General features: G+C 48.2%; 18 protein-coding genes. 2 read left to right on the top strand and 16 right to left on the bottom strand.

The genetic code is table 11. The features are described from left to right. Positions 1–9: 9 nt before the first annotated feature. From C7R56_RS00625 to C7R56_RS00555, 15 genes are all read right to left on the bottom strand, one after another. A complete protein-coding gene (locus tag C7R56_RS00625; RefSeq protein ID WP_140185495.1) occupies positions 10–297 on the bottom strand; it encodes a PTS sugar transporter subunit IIB in 288 nt (95 codons plus the stop codon). 43 nt (positions 298–340) lie between these two features. Beyond that, the gene (locus C7R56_RS00620; protein WP_268811282.1) at positions 341–1,828 is read right to left on the bottom strand and encodes a PTS ascorbate transporter subunit IIC; all 1,488 of its coding nucleotides are present in this window, start codon (positions 1,826–1,828) and stop codon (positions 341–343) included. Continuing rightward, on the bottom strand, positions 1,809–2,276 hold the full coding sequence (locus C7R56_RS00615) for a PTS sugar transporter subunit IIA (RefSeq protein ID WP_086987101.1): 468 nt from the start codon (positions 2,274–2,276) through the stop codon (positions 1,809–1,811). The genes C7R56_RS00620 and C7R56_RS00615 overlap by 20 nt, the downstream gene beginning before the upstream one ends. 27 nt (positions 2,277–2,303) lie before the next feature. Then, a complete protein-coding gene (ulaG, locus tag C7R56_RS00610; RefSeq protein WP_107994709.1) occupies positions 2,304–3,368 on the bottom strand; it encodes an L-ascorbate 6-phosphate lactonase in 1,065 nt (354 codons plus the stop codon). 324 nt (positions 3,369–3,692) lie between these two features. Further along, positions 3,693–4,499, bottom strand: a complete 807-nt coding sequence (locus tag C7R56_RS00605) for a DeoR/GlpR family DNA-binding transcription regulator (RefSeq protein ID WP_107994708.1) — start codon at positions 4,497–4,499, stop codon at positions 3,693–3,695. Positions 4,500–4,582: 83 nt separating this feature from the next. After that, positions 4,583–5,323, bottom strand: a complete 741-nt coding sequence (locus C7R56_RS00600; RefSeq protein ID WP_107994707.1) for a hypothetical protein — start codon at positions 5,321–5,323, stop codon at positions 4,583–4,585. A gap of 104 nt (positions 5,324–5,427) precedes the next feature. Continuing rightward, the gene (locus tag C7R56_RS00595) at positions 5,428–6,183 is read right to left on the bottom strand and encodes an amidohydrolase family protein (RefSeq protein ID WP_106450001.1); all 756 of its coding nucleotides are present in this window, start codon (positions 6,181–6,183) and stop codon (positions 5,428–5,430) included. Between the two features lie 168 nt (positions 6,184–6,351). Next, entirely contained in the window at positions 6,352–7,356 is a 1,005-nt protein-coding gene (locus C7R56_RS00590) for a 2-hydroxyacid dehydrogenase (protein WP_107994706.1), read from the bottom strand. Positions 7,357–7,675: 319 nt separating this feature from the next. After that, the gene (locus tag C7R56_RS00585; RefSeq protein WP_107994705.1) at positions 7,676–10,540 is read right to left on the bottom strand and encodes an alpha-L-rhamnosidase; all 2,865 of its coding nucleotides are present in this window, start codon (positions 10,538–10,540) and stop codon (positions 7,676–7,678) included. A 55-nt stretch (positions 10,541–10,595) separates the two neighbouring features. Beyond that, positions 10,596–11,972: an MFS transporter gene (locus C7R56_RS00580; protein WP_107994704.1), complete on the bottom strand. Its 1,377-nt coding sequence runs from the start codon at positions 11,970–11,972 to the stop codon at positions 10,596–10,598. A gap of 96 nt (positions 11,973–12,068) precedes the next feature. Next, positions 12,069–13,073, bottom strand: coding sequence for an AraC family transcriptional regulator (locus C7R56_RS00575; RefSeq protein WP_159072109.1), 1,005 nt, complete (start codon positions 13,071–13,073; stop codon positions 12,069–12,071). A gap of 83 nt (positions 13,074–13,156) precedes the next feature. Further along, on the bottom strand, positions 13,157–14,836 hold the full coding sequence (locus tag C7R56_RS00570) for a glycoside hydrolase family 3 protein (protein ID WP_107994702.1): 1,680 nt from the start codon (positions 14,834–14,836) through the stop codon (positions 13,157–13,159). After that, positions 14,833–15,516: a beta-phosphoglucomutase gene (pgmB, locus tag C7R56_RS00565; RefSeq protein ID WP_107994701.1), complete on the bottom strand. Its 684-nt coding sequence runs from the start codon at positions 15,514–15,516 to the stop codon at positions 14,833–14,835. Before pgmB ends, C7R56_RS00570 begins: the two co-directional genes overlap by 4 nt. 170 nt (positions 15,517–15,686) lie before the next feature. Continuing rightward, positions 15,687–16,715 (bottom strand): AraC family transcriptional regulator, encoded by a 1,029-nt coding sequence (locus C7R56_RS00560; protein ID WP_107994700.1) that lies wholly within the window; start codon positions 16,713–16,715, stop codon positions 15,687–15,689. A gap of 52 nt (positions 16,716–16,767) precedes the next feature. Then, positions 16,768–19,515, bottom strand: coding sequence for an alpha-L-rhamnosidase (locus C7R56_RS00555; protein ID WP_107994699.1), 2,748 nt, complete (start codon positions 19,513–19,515; stop codon positions 16,768–16,770). Between the two features lie 211 nt (positions 19,516–19,726). Here C7R56_RS00555 and C7R56_RS00550 point away from each other — a divergent pair, with 211 nt between their 5' ends. Beyond that, positions 19,727–20,203 carry an RpiB/LacA/LacB family sugar-phosphate isomerase gene (locus tag C7R56_RS00550; protein ID WP_107994698.1) on the top strand — a complete coding sequence of 159 codons (477 nt, stop codon included), beginning with the start codon at positions 19,727–19,729 and terminating at the stop codon, positions 20,201–20,203. 357 nt (positions 20,204–20,560) lie between these two features. Continuing rightward, positions 20,561–21,844: a DEAD/DEAH box helicase gene (locus C7R56_RS00545; RefSeq protein ID WP_107994697.1), complete on the top strand. Its 1,284-nt coding sequence runs from the start codon at positions 20,561–20,563 to the stop codon at positions 21,842–21,844. 523 nt (positions 21,845–22,367) lie between these two features. Here the strand turns inward: C7R56_RS00545 and metF are convergent. Then, positions 22,368–23,228: a methylenetetrahydrofolate reductase [NAD(P)H] gene (metF, locus tag C7R56_RS00540; RefSeq protein ID WP_107994696.1), complete on the bottom strand. Its 861-nt coding sequence runs from the start codon at positions 23,226–23,228 to the stop codon at positions 22,368–22,370. Between the last annotated feature and the right edge of the window lie 10 nt (positions 23,229–23,238).

The following is a 23,238-nucleotide window of genomic DNA, read 5'->3' as shown; positions in this document are numbered from 1 at the left end:
GAGCACCGCCTATTCGCCCAAGACGATTTCGCGGACTTTTTCTTCGATCTCTTTTTCGGACAAGAGATTCTTCAACCCGATGATTTTCGTTTTGCTTTGGTCCACATTTTTGAATACATCCAAGAGAGAATTCGAGCAAACGACCACATCATAGCTCGGAGCCAGTGTTTTTGCTTCAGAAACCGCGCAATGGTGGATTTCCAAAGGAATGTCCAATTTTTTGAAGACATTCGTAATTTTCATTTTGATGATTTGGCTTGAACCCATTCCACTTCCACATGCAGCTAGTACTTTCATAATTAATTCCTCCTAGTTATCTATCCTGATCTTGGTTTTTCGTTTAGGCTACTTCAGTGCTGAATTCAGTTTGGTTTTCAGCTTCGATTTCTTCTTTGTATTGTTCATAATCTTCCGCGATCATGAAGTAGTGTTTTTTGTTTTTGCGGTATTGAATCTGTGGTATCAACAGCATCCCGATTACAAGTGCAGCGACACCGGCATAACCGCCGTATTTCATGATGACTCCATATCCTAACCACAGAGTATCCCAGTCGAAGTTACCATGCCAGCCGCCGAATTGGGAAAGCTGGAAGATGTAGGCAGCCAAGCCGCCGCCGATTACTTGAATGACACCTGAAATGAATGGGATGATCATCGCTGCTTTCATGCCGCCTTTATGGTTTGCATATACAGCGAAGGTTGCATTATCAAAGAATACTGGAACGAATCCGGTGATGACCAACACAGGGCTCTTGAATACAACCAAGCCGATGATCGCCAAGAATTGACCCAAAGCTCCGAACAAGAATCCGAATGTTACGGCATTTCCTGGACCGAATCCATAAGTTGCTGCACAGTCGATTGCCGGCATAGAACCAGGTAACAGTTTGTTGGAGATCCCTTGGAAGGATTCTGTTAATTCTGATACGAACATGCGGACACCCAGTTGTAAAATTTGCAGATAGACTGCGAAGTACAACGATTTTTCAAGGATGTAGAATATGTAGTTACGCTCACCTGTATAGGCTAGGTCAATGGTCATCATCAGATCTTTCCCGAGGATACCCATGATGATTCCGAAGAACAGGAACATCAGAATACTTGTAGAAACGACGCTTTCTTTGAAGATGGAAAGGAACCCTGGCAGCGTGACGTCTTCCAATTTTTTGCTATTTTTGCTGAATTTACCTGCAAATTTATCGGTCAACCAGACACCGAACATTTGTTGATGGCCGATGGCAAATCCGCCGCCTTCAGTCAAGTCTTGCGTTGCTTCAACTGTCAGATTAGAGAAGACTGACCAATACGTTCCCAACAAAAGGCCCAACATGATGATGACGCCCGCATCCTGCAATTCAGGAAAAGCGAACAAGACAAGCCATAAAGCAGTGGAAGACTGTTGCACCATGATGTGGCCGGTGATGAACACGGTCCGGACTTTAGTATATTTACGGAAAATGACTAAAACAATATTCACCATGAAAGCGATAAGCAAAACGATAACCATAAGGCTGAAGGAACGTCCTGCACCTTCGATTGCTTGTTGTGCAGCTGTTTGTCCAAAATATGGATCGATTACGACTGCCGAAAGGTTGAATCTTTCTTTCAACCCTGCCAGGATCGGACGGAAATTTCCGACCAAACCGCCAGCCGCTACATTCAGTACCAGATATCCGACAGTAGCCTTGATGAATCCGGCAAGAGCGTCATATATGGGTCTGCCCAGCAATAGATAGCCGACGAATACGATAATACCGAGGAAAAAAGCAGGTTGCGTTAAGATATTAACTTGAAAGAATGTCCATACACTAATTAGTAGTTCCAAGATATTCACCCTCGATTTCCATAATTTTTTCTAAATCAGCGACTGAGTTGGCTTGTATAAAGGCGTCCACGACACTTTCGTCGGACAGCAATGTCACAAGTGTGGATAGGTTGGCCAGATGTTTCTCGTTGTCTGTCGATGCCAGTACGAAGAAGATGCGCGCTTCGTACTCGGCTGCCGGCCCGAAGTTCACTGGCACTTTCGTCCGCATGAAGCAGATAGCGGTTTCATTTACGCCCTTGCCTTCTTGTGCATGCGGGATGCAGATATCCGGCGCGATGACGATGTAAGGTCCGAATTCGTTTACGTTTTCGATGATGTACTCGGGATAAGCGCTCTCGATGGCGCCTTCTTCGATAAGTGGTTGACAAGCAGCACGGATGCTGTCTTGCCAACTATCGAATCCCTCGTGGAAAGAATACCTTTGATTTTTGATGACTTCATCTAACATATGATCTCTCCTCTTAGGTGCTTGTTCTTATAGGAATGAAGTGAAAGGCAAATCATTTTCGACGCTGAACACATCGTCAAATCCGCGGTTGAAATTGAACTCCATTTTGTCTTTGTCATTCGGATAGACGAATTTGCCGCCGACTTGCCAGATGTATGGCTTGAATCCGTATTGAAGACGATCTTTTTTGAATTTCCACAGTTCGATCAGTTCTTTAGGATCCGCCTGGAAGTTCGACCAGATGTCGTAGTGGACCGGGATGACTACTTTCGCATTCAAAGATTCCGCCATTCTCAGCATATCCACTGAAGTGACCTTATCGGTGATTCCGCGTGGGTTTTCGCCGAATGCCCCTAAGCAAACATCCACTTGGTGATCGTTTCCGTGTTTTGCGAAATAGTTGCAGTAATGAGAATCGCCTGCGTGATACAAGTTCCCGCCTGAAGTTTTGAACAAGTAGTTCACTGCAATCAAATCCATGTCCTGTGGCATCTTCCCTCTTAAAACTTCTCCTTCAGAAGCCGTAACCAAAGCTGTGCGGTCGAATGCTTCCAGCGCGACAATCTCGATGTCTTTGATTTTTACGCTGTCTCCCGGTTTCACGACTACGCATTTCTCTTCAGGAACTCCCCAGCCGATCCAAGTATCCACAACCGCTTGCGGGCCTACGAATTTAACCGCGTCGCTCGAGTTTTTCAGAACAGCCGCTGCTGTGTTGATGTCCAAGTGATCGGAATGGATATGCGTAACGACCAATGCATCCACGTTCTTCACTGCGAAAGGATCAATGACAAAAGGCTGTGCTCTAAGGTTAGGTTGCATATTTTGAACGCCGCTCATGCGCTGCATTTGGTGGCCGTCCTTCATCTTGCCGCTACCGTGTGATTGTTTGCCTGTACCACACCACAAATCACAAAGGATGTTAGTCGATTCATGTGATTTCAACCAAATGCCTGTACAGCCTAGCCACCACATTGCGAATGTATTTTCAGCAACCATTGTGTCTTCGATTTCTTCATTCAGCCAAGTGCCCCATTCAGGAAAGGTGCTCAATACCCAAGATTCTTTTGTAATCTCATTAACATTAGCCATTCGTCATTCTCCTTCTGCGTAATCGTTATGATCACTTTTTCTTATTATTTGCACACCGATCTTAAAACGTTCATATAATGAACATTTCTTTCGATGAATTAATCATACAATAAAACGCTTTCAGTCGCAATAGGTCCAAAACAAACAATCTTTAGCTTATTTTTATGATCGTTTCACTGGTTATGAACGATTCGCAAGCCAATATTCTTCTTTATGATTGCTTTAAGAACATCGGTCAGCCTGATTCCAACAAAAAAGCGGCAAAACACTGACGGGTCACCCGTCGCGCTTTGTCGCTTTGATCTGTATTCTGTTATTATTTATTTAATCTTCTATTATGATCTCATCTTCGTCATTGACGTCGGTAACGTAAAGTACCTTGACACCCTTGGCTTCAATCTTCTGGATTTCTTCCTGATCCGCAGAGCGGTCAGTGACCAGATGCGTGATGAGGCTGATGCTGGCGGTGGAAAAATTTTGTTCCCGTCCCACTTTGCTGCCTTCCGCCACTACGATGCGCGGCCCGTTCGTCCGTTCCAGAATCAGCCGATTGACAGCTGTTTCTGGCAAGGCATAGGTCGTGATCCCTTTTTCACTGATGCCGCCGACACCCAGAAAGCAGATATTCGCCGTCACTTTGGAGAAAGTGTACAAGGCGAAATCCCCAACGAGCGATTTTTTCTTTTCGTATATTTCCCCGCCCGAAAGCACAATTTCCGCTTTCGAGGACGGATTCCTGAAAATGGCCCGGCCGTTGTTCGTTATGATGGTGACATTCCGGTCCGATAAATAGTTGAGCAAGAGGAATGCTGTAGATCCCGAATTGATGAAGATCATATCATGATCGTTGACCAGAGTAGCAGCCAACTTCGCGATTTCTTGCTTTTTCGAACGATGCGGCTTGACAGCCGGGTACTCTTCTTTTTGAAAAGATCCCTCCAACAAACGGGCGCCTCCATAAAAACGCTCAATCAGATGCTGGTCGTCGAAACTCTGCAGATCACGTCTGACGGTGATTTCCGAGACAGCCAGTTCTTTCGCCAAATCTTCCACTAATACAACTTTCTTTTCCTGAAGGGCCTTCAGGATGTGCTGCCTTCTCTTGTAAACGATCCCTTGACTAGACTTCATGCATTCACCCCGTTCCTTTCCTTATATTGTACTTGAAACAATCGGAAAATCAAAATAAAATTCACAAAACGGACATAAAACGCTCATTTTTTGTTGTGCAACTGCATCATCCGGTATTCATGGTCGATGCTGAAGTTGTTGATCATCATATTGACGGTGAACATCCCCATGATAACCTGATCAACGATAATAGGAATGTCCCTCAGATGGATTTGCGTATTATAAAGGACAACGAGCAGCAGCATGAACAGAAAAGTGGCGGTAATGATCATGATGAAGTAGCGTTCGAACAGGGCATCCAGTTTCCTCCTGAAAAGTCTGCTGAGGATAAACGAAAATACCGCTGTAATAGCTACCGCAAGATACAAATTTCGGGGTAGCGTTGACAAGATAGTCTCGTCAGTATACAGAGCCGGGATCGTTCTGATCACAAACATCGTTGCGATAAGGGAAGAGCCGTAATAGATCGTTTTCCCCAGACTGATGACCTGCTCCGGCAGTTGATAAAGGATGAATATGAAAACAAGGCTCAGGAACATTTGCATGATCGCGATCGAGAAGATGATGCTGGCTATCACCATATGAAAGCTCACCATCCGTATTCGGTCTTGATCAAGCGCCTCCGCTTCCATCCCGCTGATGTTCGAAAACAAAAAGGCTGTGAGCACCAGCCCAAAAAATCCGACAAAAAGGATGCTGATGACCTCGGATGCGTCCCTTTTCTCGTCCTCAAGAAGCAAGAAAATGCCGCTGAACACAAACCCGGCAAGTATCCCGGCAAAATTCGCATAGTTGCCGCTCATTGTGGCCCAATCGACTTGCATATCGCATCCCCCATCCGTTCAGAAAAAGCATTCCAGCGCGTCAGCAACGAATTTCTCTACAGTTCCATTATATCAGCACAAGGCCTTTTGTTATGTTTTGACATTCAGTGATGAAGGTAAAGTTTTTCAGCAGTTTCCTTAAAAATCAGCTGGCTCTCTTTTTCTGTAAAATTGGATTCAATCAACTCAATATCCGAACGCAAAATAGGCCTTCTTGCCCGCGTTCCTGGAAGGTCGGTCCCAAAGATGACACTTCCCGGATTGATTGCAAGCATTTCTTTCATGACAGGAATAGGGTCCATATTGATTCTGCCAAAGCCGGTTGCCTTAAAAATTGTCCCGGTCTCGACCAGTAATCGAATTTTATCGCTTTCAACCTGGTTCATTCCTAGATGATCGATTACGAGCTTGGGAATTCTGCTTAGGAATGGGTAAAGGTCTTCAATATTTCTGGCATCCATATAAATTTCTGTATGCCAGCCAAAGTTCTCGAAAACCCGCTTCGAAAGCACCAACATTTCATCGAAGTTTTGACCCGCCATTCCTCTAAAGAGATTAAAGCGAACAGCACGCACTCTTTGTTCATTTAGATAATCCAGTTCCATGTCAGAAATGACTGCTGGGACTTGTGCAACGCCTACAAAGCTGTCTGGGATATTCTTCAGTGTCTCAATCAGATAGCTTTGATCATAGCCTTGGAAAGATCCGGAAACAATGGCGCCGCCTACGCAGTTGATGTCTAACGAAGTCAGGCTGGCTTCATAATCAGAAAAACGATAAGGATCCGGCAAAAAGCCTTCATTTGCAAATAATGGGAATCTAGGATCGATAATATGAAAATGCGCATCAAATATATCCATATATTTTTTAGCCTCCTCTTTTGGTCGGCGCTAGCATTTAGTCAGTGCGTCCCCAACTTAATAGTATCCAATTCTTTAACCAGAATCAAATCACAAGATAGCTTTGAATTGCAAAAAAAGTTCTTTCCAAATCCTGCCGGAAAGAACTTTTTCCAAAATTTTACCGATTCAGCTGATGACGCTCGTCGGTTGATCCTCAAGGTAGTTGACCAGATTTTCCAAGGCAATCTCGATGGCACGCAAGTTGGTTTCCTGCGAACCCCATGCGATATGTTGGGTGATCTTGACGTTATCCAACTGGAACAGTTCGATATTTTTTGTGGGCGGTTCTTCCGAGAGGACATCCAAGCCGGCCGCATAGATTTTTCCTGATTTCAACGCTTCGGTCAACGCCAACTCGTCGATGATCTCTCCGCGGGCCGTGTTCAAAAGGATCACACCATGCTTCATCTGATCGATAGCCGCAGAATCGATCAAATGATAGGTTTGGCCTGTCAAAGGCGTGTTGATCGATATGATGTCCGACTCCTCCAACAACTGTTCCAGGGAAACTTGCTCAATGAACTGATACGCCAGACCTTCTTTATAAGTGCGGCTGTAGCCGAGGACATGCATCCCCAAAGCATCGGACTTGCGGGCCAACTGGAAGCCGATGTTCCCCAATCCGATAATGCCGATCGTTTTGCCGCTGATTTCCAGTTGCCTTGTGGCGGGAATGAACCAACTGCCGGGCTGCGGATCCGTCCAATCTGAATTTTTAACGATGTCGCTGTTCGTTTGAACATTTTTGCAGATATCGAACAATAGCCCTAACGTGAATTCGGCTATCGCTTCCGCACCATAGATGGTATTCGTCACGGTCACACCATACTTCTGCGTCAAAGCCTTATCCATCTCGGCATAGCCGTGGGACAACGTAGCCAAGTAGCGGATATTTGGATGGCGGACGAATAATTCCTCATTGAAATTCTCTTCGGTGATGAAAAAGCCGATGACGATTTCGGCATCGCCGATGGCCTGGTCATACGACTCGAAGGAAGAATCATGGACGATTTCGACCCGATAGCTGGTTATCTCCGGTATATCGGTTATCCCTTCCCACGCATTCAAAAGATTTTGGAAATTATAGTTCGAAGAATCCGGACGCCAGTTTTGAAGTATGACTGCCTTCATTTGTTTTCCTCCTTTATTGATAAAGTTCCACACTTGAATAACTTTTTGTGAAAACTTCTAACATTAAATTTGCTATAAATGAATATTAGAGCAGTTTTTCCAGAAATTCAAACTTCTCCTATCCTTTTGAGTAAGGAAACCTCACACATGTTAATCACCTTTGTCTTCGATTGAATGTTCATGTCAGATTTACTCACGCTTATGTACGCGACAAAAGAGGCCACCTCGGTTTAATCAGATGGCCTCTTCTTTTCAATTAAACACCCTGCAAATCATCTATAATCAGTAAAAATTTTGTGCTTCCAAACTATCCGAGCATTCAGGCAAAAGACGCATTCATCCGTTCCAACGCTTGTTCGCTGACAAAATTGGAAAGGATCGGCAACTCCTTAAATGTCTCCAACGGCACATCCAGATACTGCAAGGCGATATCGTTGTTGCGCATCATCGGCAACTGTTCGAAGATCACTTTTCGGGCCGGTGTGTACTCCAGCAACTCGCGGAAAGACAACTCGGTTGTGACTTCAGGGCGATAGTTCCGGGTCGGCATGTACGTGACGCGGTATTCACCTGCTATGACAGTTACTGTTACACCATCCTCAGCAACGTTCGCAGCTTCGAGCCACTTCGTTTTCTGCGCTTCTGCAAGCGATAGTTCCGGCAGGGTGATGGTTGCGGTCGTTCCGAAAGGCACGCGGAAAACTAAATCCAATTGTCCGTCCGCCAATAGTTCCCACGCGCTTTCGATACGGCCGGAAACGGAGTGGTAATAGCCTTCCGCTTTGCCCAACTGCGCACTTGGTTGCGGCGTCAGGAAGAAATGTTTGTATCCTGGCCGCTCACTGTCCGCCTGGATGCCCAGGACACAACGGTACAACCACTCAACAATCGATCCATAAGCATAGTGGTTCAAAGAATTCATGTCCGTTCCGGAGATTTTCCCGTCCGGCAGTATCGAATTCCAGCGTTCCCAGATGGTAGTCGCACCCATTTTCACCGCGAACAACCAGCTCGGATAGTCCTCATTCAGCAACAACCCATACGCCAATTCGTTCATCCCGTTCTTGCTCAAGGCTTCCGCAAAATACGGCGTCCCGACGAACCCGGTCTGCAGGTGGACGCCGCTGGAAATGACTTTATCATAGAAGTCTTTCGTCATCCGCTCTTTGAACGTCTCAGGGCAGAGATCAAAATAGTGGAACAGGATGTAGGCAGTCTGGGTCGTTACCGCCAAGCGTCCCGTCGTGGTCAAGTATTCGTTTTGGATGGCTTGTTTCACTTCCAAGGCCAATTTGGTGTACGCCAACGCATCATGCGCATTTCCCAAAACCTCAGCGGCCCGTGCCAGCAAGGAAGCCGAATGATAGTAGTACACGGATGCAACCAGCGACGTATCAGTGCCCCCCATCGGCGAGTGCGGATTGTCCCCGTCCAACGCCAACCAGTCGCCGAACTGGAAGCCGGTCGTCCAAAGGCGTTTGCCTCCGGATTTCATATCTTCGCGAACGATATAGTCCACCCAATCCTTCATGGTTTGATATTGTTCCTTCAGCAAGGAACGATCCCCGTACTGCTCATAGAGTACCCATGGAATGACCGTCGCCGCATCCGACCAGGCCGCGGCTCCGGCACCGGTCACAAAACCGGCATCATCTTTCGGTTTGATCTGCGGAACCACAAATGGAACGGATCCATTGAGCGCTTTTTGCTCTAGACGCAGATCGTGCATGAATTTTTTGTAGAAAGCCGGAGTGTACATATTATAGCTGGCTGTGCGGGCAAAAATCTGCGCATCGCCTGTCCAGCCCATGCGCTCATCCCGTTGCGGGCAATCCGTCGGCACATCCAGGAAATTGCCTTTTTGCCCCCAAAGCGCATTCTTCAGCAATTGGTTCACATCCGGATTGGCTGTGATCATGCCGCTCGTCTCTTCCAGTTCGCTCTGCAGCACGTATCCTTTGAAGCCGAAATCCTGTTTCAAAAGATCAATACCGGTTATTTTGGCGTAACGGAAGCCGTAGAAAGTGAAATACGGACGCACTTCTGCCGTCTTTCCGTTGCTGATATAGGTGAATTTCGCTTCCGCTGTGCGCAGATTATCGCGGTAGAAGTTATCTTCCTGCAGCACTTCGCCGACCTCATAGGTAATGACAGTCCCTTTTGGCACATCCGCGGTGAAAGTGATCCAACCGGTCATGTTCTGTTTGAAGTCCAGGACCTGTTCCCCTGCCGGCGTCAGGATCAGTTCCGGAACGAAGGCATCCACGATTTTGACAGGGACACTCAGGCGTGCCTGAAGTTTTTCCGTGTTTGCGTCGCTCAGTTGCATCGCTTCCCAACGGGCGTCTGATTCTGCTTCAATGCATTTGTTCCATCCTTCGATTTTCAGATTCGCATCATAGACTTCCCCGTCGTAGATGCTGCTGGAAACGAGCGGTCCCTCCGCGACTTCCCAGGTATCATCGCTGGCAATGATTTCTTCCGTTCCGTCCTCGTAGGTGACGATGCATTCCGCAATCAAACGGAACTGGTCCCCGTAAAGATCTTCGTATCCGCCGTCGAAACCGAAGCGGCCTTTGTACCATCCGTCACCTAGCATGAAGCCGATGGCGTTGCCGTCCGCTTGGAGGGCAGCAGTCACATCGTACGTCTGGTATTGCTGCCAAAAATCATAGGAATGGAAGCCGGGAGCCAAATATTCGTCGCCGATTTTTTCTCCGTTCAGGTACAGTTCATAAATGCCCAATCCTGTCGCATAAATGCGCGCCTTGCGGATCGGTTTTGCAGGCAGGCGGAACAGTTTCCGCACAAGCGGCATCCGTTCCAACTGACGGGCAGGTTCGATCCATTTCCCGGTCCATTGTTCCTCTTCCTTCGCTGTCTCGAAGTACTGGACTGCAGAAGAATGTTCAGCTCCGACAGCGTTCTTCACGGTCACTTTCCAGAAGTAGCGTGTGCGCGGCAGAAGATTGATTTTCGGTTGATAGCATAGCGGATCCAAATCGGTTTGTGTCCCACTGTCATGGATGACTCCTCCAAAGTTCTCATCCAGCGCGATGAGGACACGGGTCCCCTGCAGTTCTTCCTCAAACGGTGCGTCAATTATCCACGATAATGTCACTGTGTCCATCAAAAAGCCGATGGGATTCAGGATGTGATTGGTTTTCAGATTATATATATTCATTGTGTGTGCTCCTGTCTTAAAAAATAGGCTGCCTATGATACGGCAGCCTGTAACATTATCCGTTCACTCGTTTCGCTTTCAAGTCTTCCGCAATTTCAGGAAGTTTTTTGTCCAAGTCATAGAACAGGATCAACAAAATGCAGATTGCTGTGAACGCGATCGGTATGTATGCGAAGATCGCCTTGATTGCGAATAAAGCTTCCGCGGATTGCATTGCCCCTTGTGACACATAACCGCCAAGTCCCAGAACGACACCCAGAATCAGACCGCCCACTCCGGAGCCGACTTTTTCGGCAAACGTTCCTGCCGAGAAAATCAAGCCTTCACTGCGGATGCCCGTTTTCCATTCGCCGTAATCGGCAACGTCACCCAGCATGGCGAAGCCTGCAACAGCTCCCGGCGCGATGCCGAGTCCGCGGATAATCAAACCAACCATGATCATCGTAAAGTTTTCCGGGAACGCCGCGATAATCAGTAAGCCAACCATCATCACGATGCCTCCGGCCAAAGTAATCGTCTTTTTGCTGAATTTGCTCAGCAGTATCGGCATGAATACTGCCCCTACCGCAATTGGCATGAAGGACAGAATTCCGATCACCGCCACCTTCGCAGGATCCCCCAAAATCCATTGGGCATAGAAAATGTTGATGCCTTGCAAACCGGAACTGATGAAACTGAACAGCATATACAAGATCATGATTATCCAGTATTTATTCTGCAACAACGCCTGGATGTTTGTTTTCAACGGCACCTTTTCGAAAGCTACAGTAGACTCGATGACGCGTTCCTTCGAATTTTTGAACAGGATCAGCAACAGCACTGTCGAGATCACACCGAAAACAGCTGCCATCCACGTCCAAGCCTGCTTATCACCACCAAAGAAGTTGACGACCGGAAGAACTACTGCAGTCACTCCCATCGCCCCCACAAATCCAGCCAGGGTCCGGGATGTCGATAGGTTGCCGCGATCGACAGGGTTCGAGGTCGTAGTACCGATCATTGCGTTATAGGGAACCATCGTCGCCGTGTAGACACCGGCCAAAGCAATCACATAAGTAACAAAAGCATAGATGGCTTTACCAGTCGATCCCAGGAAATCCGGAGAAGTGAATAAGAGTATCATTGCAAACGCATAAGGGATCGCCATCCATAAAATCCAAGGCCTGGCTTTTCCGTGTTTCGAACGCGTCTTGTCGACGATCGCACCCATCGCCAAATCAGAAGCGCCATCAAAAATTCGCGCCCACAAGAGGATGTTCCCGACGATGACTGCGCTCAGGCCGACCACATCGGTATAGTAATAAGTGATGAAGGAACTGGCCGTCGTAAGCATCAGATTGGCCGCCAGATTCCCAAAACCGAACGTCAGCTTCTCGCTCAGCGGCAGCTTATTTTCATCTGCTTGGTCCAAAATTCTTGTTTCAGTTGCCATAATTATTCTCTCCTTTGTTCTGCTTTGTTTACACTCTTATTAAACCGCTTTCGGCAAAGGCTTACAATGTCGCATGAACAGAACAAAGTGGTCAAACTACAGGTCCCGATGCAACGCTTCCTCGCGGACCTGCCCCGGCGTCTTGCCGTGCGTTTTTTTGAAGGACCGGAAGAAATAGCTCGTGTCCAGGTAGCCGATTTCCTCGGATATTTCCTCCATCGAATAATTTGAAAAGACCAGCAGATGATGCGCGTGCAGCATGCGTTGGCGCTGCAGCAATTGCTTGAAAGTGTCCCCCGTCTCTTTTTTGATTAGATTCCCCAGATAATTTTTGTTGAATCCCAATTGTTGCGCCAGCATTTCCAAAGAAAGCGTGCGATAATCCTTTTCGATGATCGCCAGTGCTTCCGTTACAACCTGATTCTGGTGGCGTTGCTGCCCTTTTGTCTCTTCTTCGAACGTGCGCGCCAGTTCCATGAACAGCAACGGAAGATAGAGGTGGATCACTTCTATCTTCGGTTCAGCTCCGCCGTAGTATTCCTCCAGGATGTAATGCATGAAGGTTTGGACTTTTGTATTTTCTCCCGTCCGGAAGACCAAAAACTGATTCTCTTCATGGGTGCGTTGGCTTGCCAACACCAGAAACTCAGTCAATACACCGCGTTTACGCACGAGTTGCTGAAGGATTTTTGTATTGATCGTCTCCACTTTCAACAGGACATTGATGAGGATGTCGTTTTCTCCCAACGCTTGGAAGGAGTGCGAACTGCCCCGATCCAGCATGATGATGTCCCCTTCGTTGAGGACGATTTTTTCACCGCTGACTTCCTGGGTGCAAGATCCGGAATACATATAGTTCAATTCCAAGAACTGATGGTGGTGCAAGGGCATATCGGAATAGCGATTATGCTTACGGATATTGACGTCGCCTTTTTTGAAGAACATTTCCTCACTCAGAAGGAAATCGCCATCCAAGCGGAACTTACTCCCACTCAAAATCAGTTCGTCGAGGATATCCGGATCGGTCACATTGAACCCGGACTTCCGCTGCTCTTTTTCGACTTTGGTTTCTTCCCTTAAAAAACGGTCCAGTTCAAACATTTTGTCGCTCCTCTCTAATATTATCTCACCCACCATTATACAGAAAAACCCAACCGGACTCATCTGGTTGGGCGCTAAAAAATCTATCTGCGGGCATCCATCAGCCCGCAATAAGGATCGATCGGACTCACACCCTTGAAATCGCTCTTGCCCAGAAGCTTGGCTACGAGCGCTTCGATGACCACCTGGTGATTGTCGTAGGCATTGATGTAGGTCTTCACCATCGGCACATCCATCAGATGGTAGGGATTGGCCAGGCTAGCGAATATGGTCGGTACTTCATCGACAAACCACGGGATATTGTTTCCCAGACCGAAGAAGGTGTACCAGTTGATTCTTGTCGTTGTGGCGTTGCTGCGGTTTTCGACATTGGCCAGATAGAGGACAGCATCATATTTTGAACGGAACTGGGAAACGGTCTCGAATCCGGTCGTGAAATCTTCCGGCTGATAAAGCGTCACAATGAAGCCTTCTTTTTCCAAAAGTGGCAGCACTTTTAAAAAGATCTGGCGGTTCGACTCTTCATATGGACCGATCAGTTGCAGCAACAGACGCGGTGTCGCTTCTGGGCGCAATGGCAGGTTGCCGGCTGTATCCTTAACTAGGGTGATGCCTTTGTCGGCGGATTCTGTAGCCCACTGGACGTGTTGTTCCGCCTGCAGGACAGCCAGTTCCTCTTTTTCCGGAACCAACCTTGCTTCCGCTTGTTTTTCTGGCAAGCGCAAGGCTGCCTTCATCGCCAGAATGCGGGTGACGGCTTCATCGATGCGTTCTGATGTCAGGATGCCGTTCGCAATCCCTTCCTTCATGAAACGGATGTCCTCCTCCAAGTCTTTGTTGAACAAGAAGATATCGCACCCGGCAGCAATCGCCGTCGGGACGGCCAAACGCCGCTCCATCGCCGCGCAAAATCCGACCATCGGCGTTGCATCGCTTGTGATAAGGCCATTGAATCCGAGTTCTTTGCGCAACAACTCCTGCATAATGGCTGGAGACAAGGTGGCCGGCAGAAAAGCATCTTCTTCTGATTTCTGTACAGCAGGCAAGGCGATATGGCCGATCATAACCGAAAGAGCACCTGCTTCAATCAGGCCCGAGTAGACTTTCCCGTATGTATTCCGCCATTCCTTAAGCGGCAAAGAGTTGACAGTAGTCACCAGATGCTGATCGCGGAAGTCGATGCCGTCACCGGGGAAGTGCTTGATTGAAGCCGCCACCCCGTTTTTCTGCACGCCTTCAACGAATCCTTGCGCATAGTTCAGGACGGTATCGGGATCGCTGCCGTACGTGCGTATATTCGTGATCGGGTTGTGGAAATTGTAATCGATGTCCACGACCGGCGCGAAGGCCCAGTTCACGCCCACCGCCGAACCTTCCTTGGCGCAGACTTCACCGAGATGGTGCCCAAATTCGGCATCCTGACCAGCCGCCAACAACATCGGATTGCCGATGCGCGTACCGTCAACGGCGCTTCCTGTACCCCCCGCTTCCAAGTTGGCTGCAATCAGCAAAGGAATCTTGGCCTGTTGTTGCAGATAGCGGTGCGCTTCCTGCACTTCTTCGCCTTTTCCAGGACGGAACAGCAAGCCGCCGATTTTTTTGTTCACAGCCAAGTCAAACAGCGCCTTTTCATCCGTGAACATGCCGATTGGGCAGAACAGCTGCCCCACTTTTTCATCCAACGTCAAGCTTGCCAACGTCCGGTTCACCCATGCTATTTGTTCATCCTTCAGATAAAAAGGATTCCCCTTCAAATCGATCATCCTTCAACACGCTCCTTCATCGTCACTTCGCGCACAATTTCTTTCAGGTTTAATTCTTTTGTAGCCGTCACTTCAATGTCGGGGAGCCACTCGCCAAAAGCTGGGATGCCGATGGCGACGGCAGGCATACCAGCACGTTTGATCCCTTCAATGCCCGCCAACGAATCTTCGAAGCCGATGCATGCGTGGGTTTCCAGCCCCAAAGCCTGCGTCGCCCTTTCGAAAATCTCCGGATGTGGCTTGTTGTAGGTCAAAGATTCCGGGTCGACGACTGCATCGAACGCAGCCGAGAGACCCAGTCTTTCCAGAATGAGGGGCGCATTTTTACTGGCGGAGGCAATCGCCATGCGGTACCCTCCGCTTTTTGCCTCTCCCAGAAGTTCCGGAATCCCGGGCAGGATGTCCGCTGCCGTAATCTCAGCGATCAACTCCAGGTAATGCGCATTTTTTTCTTTCAAAAGCTGTTCTTTTTCTTCCGCATTAAGGAGACGGCCTGGCTTTTCAGCCAATATCAGTTCCAAGGATTCCTTTCTGCTGATGCCTTTGAGGCGCTCGTTCCATTCACGGTCGATTGCGATCCCCAATCGATCCGCTATCCTTTTCCATGCCAAGTAATGCCGTTCCGCTGTATCGGTGATGACACCGTCCAAATCAAATACCAATCCTTTTATTTCGCTCATTTGTCTGCTCCATTCGAAGAATCCTAGTTTACACCTTCATCCTACCGAATCGGAGCATTCCGAACAATGGCAGAACTAAAGCGGCTACTGTCCAAATCACAGGTGTGTACCTGATTGCCTATTAAAAAATCTCCCGACGAATTTAGGCAATCAAAAAAAGCTATGAATTTTCATAGCTTTTTGTTTCGGTGCATTTTTTTCCTTAACTGATTTGGTGTCTCTCCGTACTCATTCTTGAATATCTTGAAGAAATAACTCGGGCTGGTGATGCCAAGCTCTGCAACGATTTTTTCGATCGGCTTGTCGGTCCCGATCAGCAGATCATAGGCCTTTTGCAGTCTTCGTTTCGTGACCCACTCTTTGAAGGTCAGACCCGTCTCTTGCTTCAGCAGATTACTGAGGTAATTTTTGTTGAAATTCAACTTTTTCCCCAGGCCTTCCAGTGTGATGCTGGCGTATTCACTGTCGATGATCGCCAGCGCATCGATCACCTTCTTGTTGAAAGGGAGTTCCCCGGCTTCGCTTGACATGATATCCTCCAGTTCAGCCAGAATAACCAATAACCAAAGTTCCACTTTCTCAAATTTAGGCGATTCTCCTCCAAAATAATCGGCAAGCAAATAGGACAAACACGTGCTGATCCGTTGATTATCGGCGGTACTGAAATGTAGATACGGTCGGTGACGGCTATTTTTTTTGCCTACGGTCAATAAAAAATCAGTGATCAAACTGTGCCGCTGGGCCATCCTTTGGAGCACCTTCGTGTTGATGGCATCGGACTTGATCAAGATATTGATTAGGATGTCCTGTTCGCCGAGTTTGTCGATGGAATGGCCGGTTCCCGGATCGATCATCAGCAAATCGCCCTGCTTCATCTGGATTTTTTCCTGACCGATCCACTGGGTGCATTGCCCTTGCAGAAGGTAATTCAGCTCGAGAAATGCATGCGAATGGGTGGGCATGGCAAAATAGCGGGCATGCCGGTTCATGAAGATTTGATGGTCCACAAAAAAATCCTCATCAGACAAATGGAAATCAAGCAGATAGCCGGCTGTTGCCGCTTGATTTTGGAATTTAGCGGTTATTTGTTCCGCCGTCATTGTTTTCATTTCAACTTCAAGCGGTGTTTCTTTCAGCAAGTTTTCCAGAACATCTTGTGCTGCGGACATTTTTTTCACTCCTCTGTTCTTCATGCCCATTTTATCAACTCCCTCCAAAAAAGCAAAGGCTTTTGGGCCTTTGCTTTTTGTGTCAGATGCGATTTGATTTTTTCATTATACCTTCGGCCTCGGCTACCATCTCTGCAGTTATGCCAGTGTAGAATAATTTTGAAAGTTGCTTCAATGAGAGGTTCTGCTGTTCTTCATCGGCAAATGCCATGAAGCCTCTGATGCGTTCATGGATGCCCAAAATTTCTTCGAACAGCTCCTTGTTCTCGTTCTTGATGGTCGAAAGGCGTGTATCCGAATCATAAAGCACGCTCAGATCCTTTGTCGGTTGGTAAGTGTACTCGTAAATGCCTGATGCCACTTTGATCGGCTCCCGATCGGAGTACGGCAACACGATTTCAGCCTGCGCGCCAAAAGGCACTTCGAAATAGCAGCTCAGTTCGCCATTTTTAAGTATCTTCCATTCGCTGACGAATTTGCCGGCAGCTGACTGATAGCTTCCGCGGGCGTATCCCAATTTTACATTTGGATTGGGCGCTAATCTTGCGGTACGGAAACCAGCTTCCAACGGTTGGATGCCCACTACGTATTTATAGACAAACTCGATGACGGATCCGTAACTGTAGTGGTTCAGGGAATTCATGCCTGCAGGATTCATGGTGCCATCCGGCATTACGCTGTTCCAGCGCTCCCAGATTGTCGTCGCGCCAAGATTCACCGCATACAACCAGCCCGGGAAGCCTTCATTGAGCAAGAACTCATAAGCCAGATCGACCATGCCATTCTCCGACAACACTTGGCAAAAAATCGGCGTCCCCACAAAACCGGATTTTATTTTGTACAGATCTTTTTTCAAACGGGTTTTCAGCTGCTCAATGACCACTTCGCGCTCACAGAATAGTTTGAACTTCAAAGCAATGATGTACCCCGATTGGGTGTCGATGGACAAGCGTCCAGACGGCGTCACGTACTCGAACAAAATCCGCTCCCGGACTTGTTCGCTGAGTCCGCGATAATAGGCCGCGTCAGACTCATTCCCAATCAAAGCTGCGACTTCCGCGACGATGCACAGACTTTCATAATAATAAGCCGAAGCAATAAACGTATCGTCAGTGCTTCCTTTGAATGATGAAGGCGTCGCGCCATCCAAAGCCAGCCAATCCCCGAACTGGAATCCACCGGCATTGAGCTCCGTTTTCGAGCCATGCGCCTTTTCGATTTTAGCACCGGTCCAATCCACCCAGTCTTTCATCAGCGGGTAGTACTGCCCGACCTCTTCCTTATTCCCGTAAGCAGTCCATAAAGCCTTAGGAATGAACGTCGCTGCATCTCCCCATACGGCTGCGCCGCCTTGCGTAGCCATCGCCGGCATATAATTGGGGATGCTTCCCGACAGTTTTTCCTGTTCCGTCCGCATATCAATCAGATATTTACGGTAAAAAGCGCGCGTGTCCATATGATAACTTGCTGTCGGAGCAAATACTTGCGCGTCCCCGGTCCAGCCCAAACGCTCAGCCCTTTGCGGACAATCGGTCGGCATATCGAGGAAGTTTGATTTGAGCCCCCAAAGCGAGTTTGAATACAGTTGATTCACTTTAGCATTGCCCGTTTCGATGATGCCTGTTCTTGTCATATCGGAATAGATGGCCAACCCGCGCACGGCTATTTGCTTGTCTGCCGGCCAGCCCGTCACACGCGCATATCGGAAACCAAAGTAAGTGAAATACGGGTGAACCGTTTCGGGTTCTCCATTGGAAATGTAACGGAAGCCTGCTGTGGCGGTGCCGTAATTCTCATTATAAAAATTGCCTTGCTGCAGTATTTCCCCGAACTCAAAGTGCACCTCGGTCCCTTCCGGAAAATCGGCATCAAACGCCAGCCAACCTGCGAAGTTCTGCCCGAAATCAAGGACCGTCTCGCCATTCGGGGTCTTGATGACCTCCTTTAAAGGCACTACTTCATGAATGCTCAACCCCGGGCTTACGCGGTCCTTCAATTTTTCTTTTGGAATGCCATTGATCGCCACCTCGTCGCTTCGACCCGCTTTATCAAGTGTCCGGTCGATTGTTTCGCCATCGTAGATGCCGCTGTTCGTGATATCGCTCAGCGTCGCTTTCCAGCTGAGATCCGTCACGATCCGCTCTTCCGTCCCGTTTTCGTAGCGCACCACCAGTTCAGCGATTGCCGCAAATTTGTCCCCGAAATAAGCATTTTCACCGCTTAGGCCGAATCTCCCTTTGTACCAGCCGTTTCCCAACATGATCGCCAGCTGATTGCTTTGTTTTAATTGATTGGTGACATCATACGTTTGGATTTGGATGAAAGCTTCGTAGTTGTTGACGAACGGCGCCAGAACATCATTTCCGATCTTCTCTCCGTTCAAACTTGCTTCGTAAAGCCCAACCCCACTGATATACAGGCGGGCTTCCTTCACTTGATGGCTCAGTTCGAAATCCTTGAACAGAATCGGATGGATTTCTTCCTGCACCTTCGGCCCGATCCACTCAGCGTCCCAGGCTTCATCCATTTTTCCTGTCTCAAAAAAGCTTGTCGATTCAGCCAATTCACCATCTTCAGCAGTTGCACGAATCTGCACATAATAGCGTGTTCTGGGCTTCAACTGAAGCGTCAACGTTTCCCCTGAACTGTCCAGATCACCATTTTTCTCAAGCACAATATCCTTGAATTCGTGATCGGCAGCTACCTGGAGGCTTGCCTCTTTTTGCATTTTCCCTAACCCGTTGTCGACCGCCCAACTGACAATCAATGGCTCAAAATGATATCCGATAGGTTCCACAATGCCATTAAATTTTATATCCATGATTTCCATGCGTTTCCCCGCCTTGTTTTTCAGTATACGCTTACTATAATCAAAATAAATCTGTAAAACTACATCAAAAACATATACAAAAATGCTCTAAATGCATATTATGTATTTATTCAAAATTTGGTGGTGCCTTGATCTGTAAACTCAGTCTGTACTACTCCCGCCATTTGGCTTATACTTTGGTTGAATGATGACAGATAATGGAGGGATTTAAATGAAAATTGCCGTTTCCAGCGACCATGCCGGCTTCGCATTGAAAGAAGAAGTCAAAGCTTTACTCGAAAAGGAAGGTCATGAAGTGCTCGACTTCGGACCTTACAACGAAGAACCTTGTGACCTGTCCGATTATGTTTACCCTGCCTCACTGGCTGTGGCGGAAGGAAAAGCCGACCGCGGTATTTTTGTCGATGGCGTCGGTTACGGCAGCGCTATGATCGCCAACAAAATCTACGGCGTCTATGCGGCGGTTTGCCAAGACCCTTTCTGCGCGAAACTGGCGCGTTCCCACTCCGACACGAATGTACTCTGCCTTGGCGGAAAAATCATTGGTTCGGCATTGGCGCTTGAAATCGTGACGGCTTGGATGACGACTGACTACCTCAGCGATATCGAAAGATACACCAACCGCGTCGACAAAGTGAAGAAGATTGCCGAGAAGCATCTGAAGAGATTGGATGAAATCCAGGACTAGTCATTTATGAACTGGCGGTACGCTATTCAAAGTACAAATTCCACAAAAACAAGGCCGCATCGAAATGGAAGAACGAATCCATTTCGGCGCGGTTTTTTTTGCGGGTTATTTCGGATTCCTCAACGCTTCCTTGCCTTGTTTGCACCCTTATTATTCCACCCAAAAGCGGAATTCTATGACTTTTGCCTCCATTTGTGATATAGTAGACCAGTCACGCTGTTGCTCAGAGAACCTATATAACGTTTCGCGGTGAGGAATTTGGCAAACCGAGAGTCCGATTCTCTTTCCCAAATTGGCCTGACCCGAAACATATTTACTAAAATCAAATGCATGTAGAACATGCTGAAGGAGAACCATTTGTTATTTAAAGAACTAGAATTGAACCAACACCTGTTGCGCGCACTGAAAGAAGCTGGCTACACGAAAGCTACGCCCATCCAAGAAGATGCTATTCCGCATCTGATGAACAACAAGGATTTGTTGGGTTGTGCTCAAACCGGTACCGGTAAGACCGCTGCCTTTGCTCTACCGATTCTTCAGAACTTAACGGACCAAGAAACCGCTGGAAAAGGCGCCATCAAAGCGCTGATCCTTGCTCCTACCCGTGAACTTGCCCTGCAAATCGGGGAAAGCTTCCAAATTTATGCTAAATACCTTCCATTGAAGATCCAAGTCATTTTTGGTGGTGTTTCCCAGAATCCTCAGACAGCTGCGCTGAAACGCGGAACGGATATCCTTGTCGCGACACCAGGTAGATTGTTGGACCTGATCGGACAAGGATACATCAAACTGAACCAGGTAGATTTCTTTGTCTTGGATGAAGCGGATATGATGTTGGACATGGGGATGCTGCATGATGTACGCCGCATAATCCGCGAATTGCCTAAGAAACGCCAAAGCATGTTCTTCTCGGCCACTATGCCGAATGAGATCGAAAAACTTGCGGGCACTATTTTGTCAAATCCGGTGAAGGTTGAAGTCACTCCGGTTTCCTCGACTGTGGAAATCATCCACCAGAGCGTTTACCCTGTAGCCAAGACCGACAAAACCGACCTGCTTATCCACCTGTTGAAGGAAGATTCAATGGAGCGATCCCTTGTCTTCTCAAGAACGAAGCATGGCGCCAACAAGATCGTCAAAAAGCTTTTGCAAGCAGGCCTTTCAGCCGAAGCGATCCACGGAAACAAATCCCAGACCGCGCGTCAACGAGCTTTGGAAAACTTCAAGACCAAAAAAACCAGCGTTCTTGTAGCGACAGATATCGCAGCCCGTGGCATCGATGTGCCTGAACTTTCGCATGTCATTCTGTTTGATCTGCCTGAAGTTCCGGAAACCTATGTTCACCGTATCGGCCGTACAGGACGCGCAGGACGCGGCGGAAAAGCCATCTCTTTCTGTGATGAAACAGAAGCATCCTTGTTGCGTGACATCGAAAAACTTATCCAGAGAAAAGTTCCGGTCGTAACAGATCAGCCTTTTATGTTGAAAGAAGGCACGAAGGCAGCTGCACCGCAACCGAAAAAACCGGTTGCCGCGCGCAGTAACGGAACCCGCGTCAAAAACCAACAAGGTCCAAGAGGCGGCCAAAAAGCCGCACAAAGACCGCGTTTCCAGACCAAAAAAAATACACAAAGTAACTGATAACACACAAAAGAGCTCCCGCCATTTTTTGGCTGGAGCTCTTTTTTCTGAAAAAATCTGATGAGAGAAGCGGAATGAGCGGTTTTCCTCCGGTGAACGGAGGCTTCGCCGGAGTTGACGCGTGCGCAAAAGCCGCTCCTCCGACGAGCCCTCGTTCGACGGAGGACAGCCTCCGTCCGCCCACTCAGCTCCGGCCAACATTCGCCCGCGGGAGGAGAGCTATTACCGGGAACCGCTACTCCGTTGAGAGGGGCGCTCGCTGGAGGAAAGCACCAGCTTCGATCAGGGGTGGCTTCACCGGAGCTGACGCGTGCGTAAAATCCGCTCCTCCGACGAGCCCTCGTTCGACGGAGGACAGTCTCCGGCCGCGCACTCAGCTCCGGCCAGCATTCGCTCGCAGGAGGAGAGCTATTACCGGGAACCGCAACTCCGTTGAGAACGACGCTCACCGGAGGAAAGCACCAACTCCGACAAAGGTTGGCTTCGCCCTGCTCCGATAAGCGACGCCCCGACGAATTCGCATTCAAATCAGATTCTTGATCCCGTCGCAGATCCTTTTTGCGACGATTGGATTGTTCATCGTATAGATGTGGATGCCGTCGACATCGTGCGCCAGTAGATCGACAATTTGATTGATCGCGTAGGCCATACCAGCATCGAAAAGTGCCTCTTTGTTGTCTTCGTATTTGTGCATCACTCTGGAAAACTTTTCCGGCAAGGAGGCACCGCAGAGCGTCACCATCCTTTCGATCTGGGCTTTGTTGATGACAGGCATGATGCCCGCCTCAACCGGCACATGCATGCCTGCGATCTGGATATGTTCCTGGAAGGAATAGAAGGCATTATTGTCGAAAAAGAGCTGGGAAATCAGATGCTGCACCCCGCTGTCCACCTTTTCCTTCAGATGGGCAATGTCCTCGACTTTGTTCTTGGACTCCGTGTGACATTCCGGGTAACAGGCGCCGCTGATGGAAAAATCACCGTATTGCCTGATGAATTTGACCAGGTCGCTGGCATACCGGAAATCTTTTTTCGCTTCCACTGCCGGGTTTGCATCCCCGCGCAAGGCAAGGATGCTGTCGATGTCGGCATCCTTCAGTTCCTCCAGCAATTCGCAGATTTCGAATTTCGAATGATTCAGGCAAGTCAGATGCACCAGCGGATCGATCCCGTATTGATGTTTGATCCGTTTTGCCAATTCCACAGTTTGGTTATTCGTGTGACTTCCGCCGGCGCCAAAAGTGACGCTGATGAAATCAGGGTTCAGTTCGCTCAGGATCGCCAGTGTCTCATCGATGTTCTGGATCGCTTTATCCCGCTTCGGCGGAAAGATTTCGAAGGAAAGCACCGGTTTTTTCTTTTGGAATTTGGATTCTATTTTCATCAGCCTTCAC

It is taken from the genome of Trichococcus paludicola, from assembly GCF_003052295.1.
In the GTDB taxonomy this organism is placed as follows: domain Bacteria; phylum Bacillota; class Bacilli; order Lactobacillales; family Aerococcaceae; genus Trichococcus; species Trichococcus paludicola.
The sequence above is the reverse complement of the archived record's forward strand: the minus strand, read 5'-3'. Positions and strand labels throughout refer to the sequence as shown.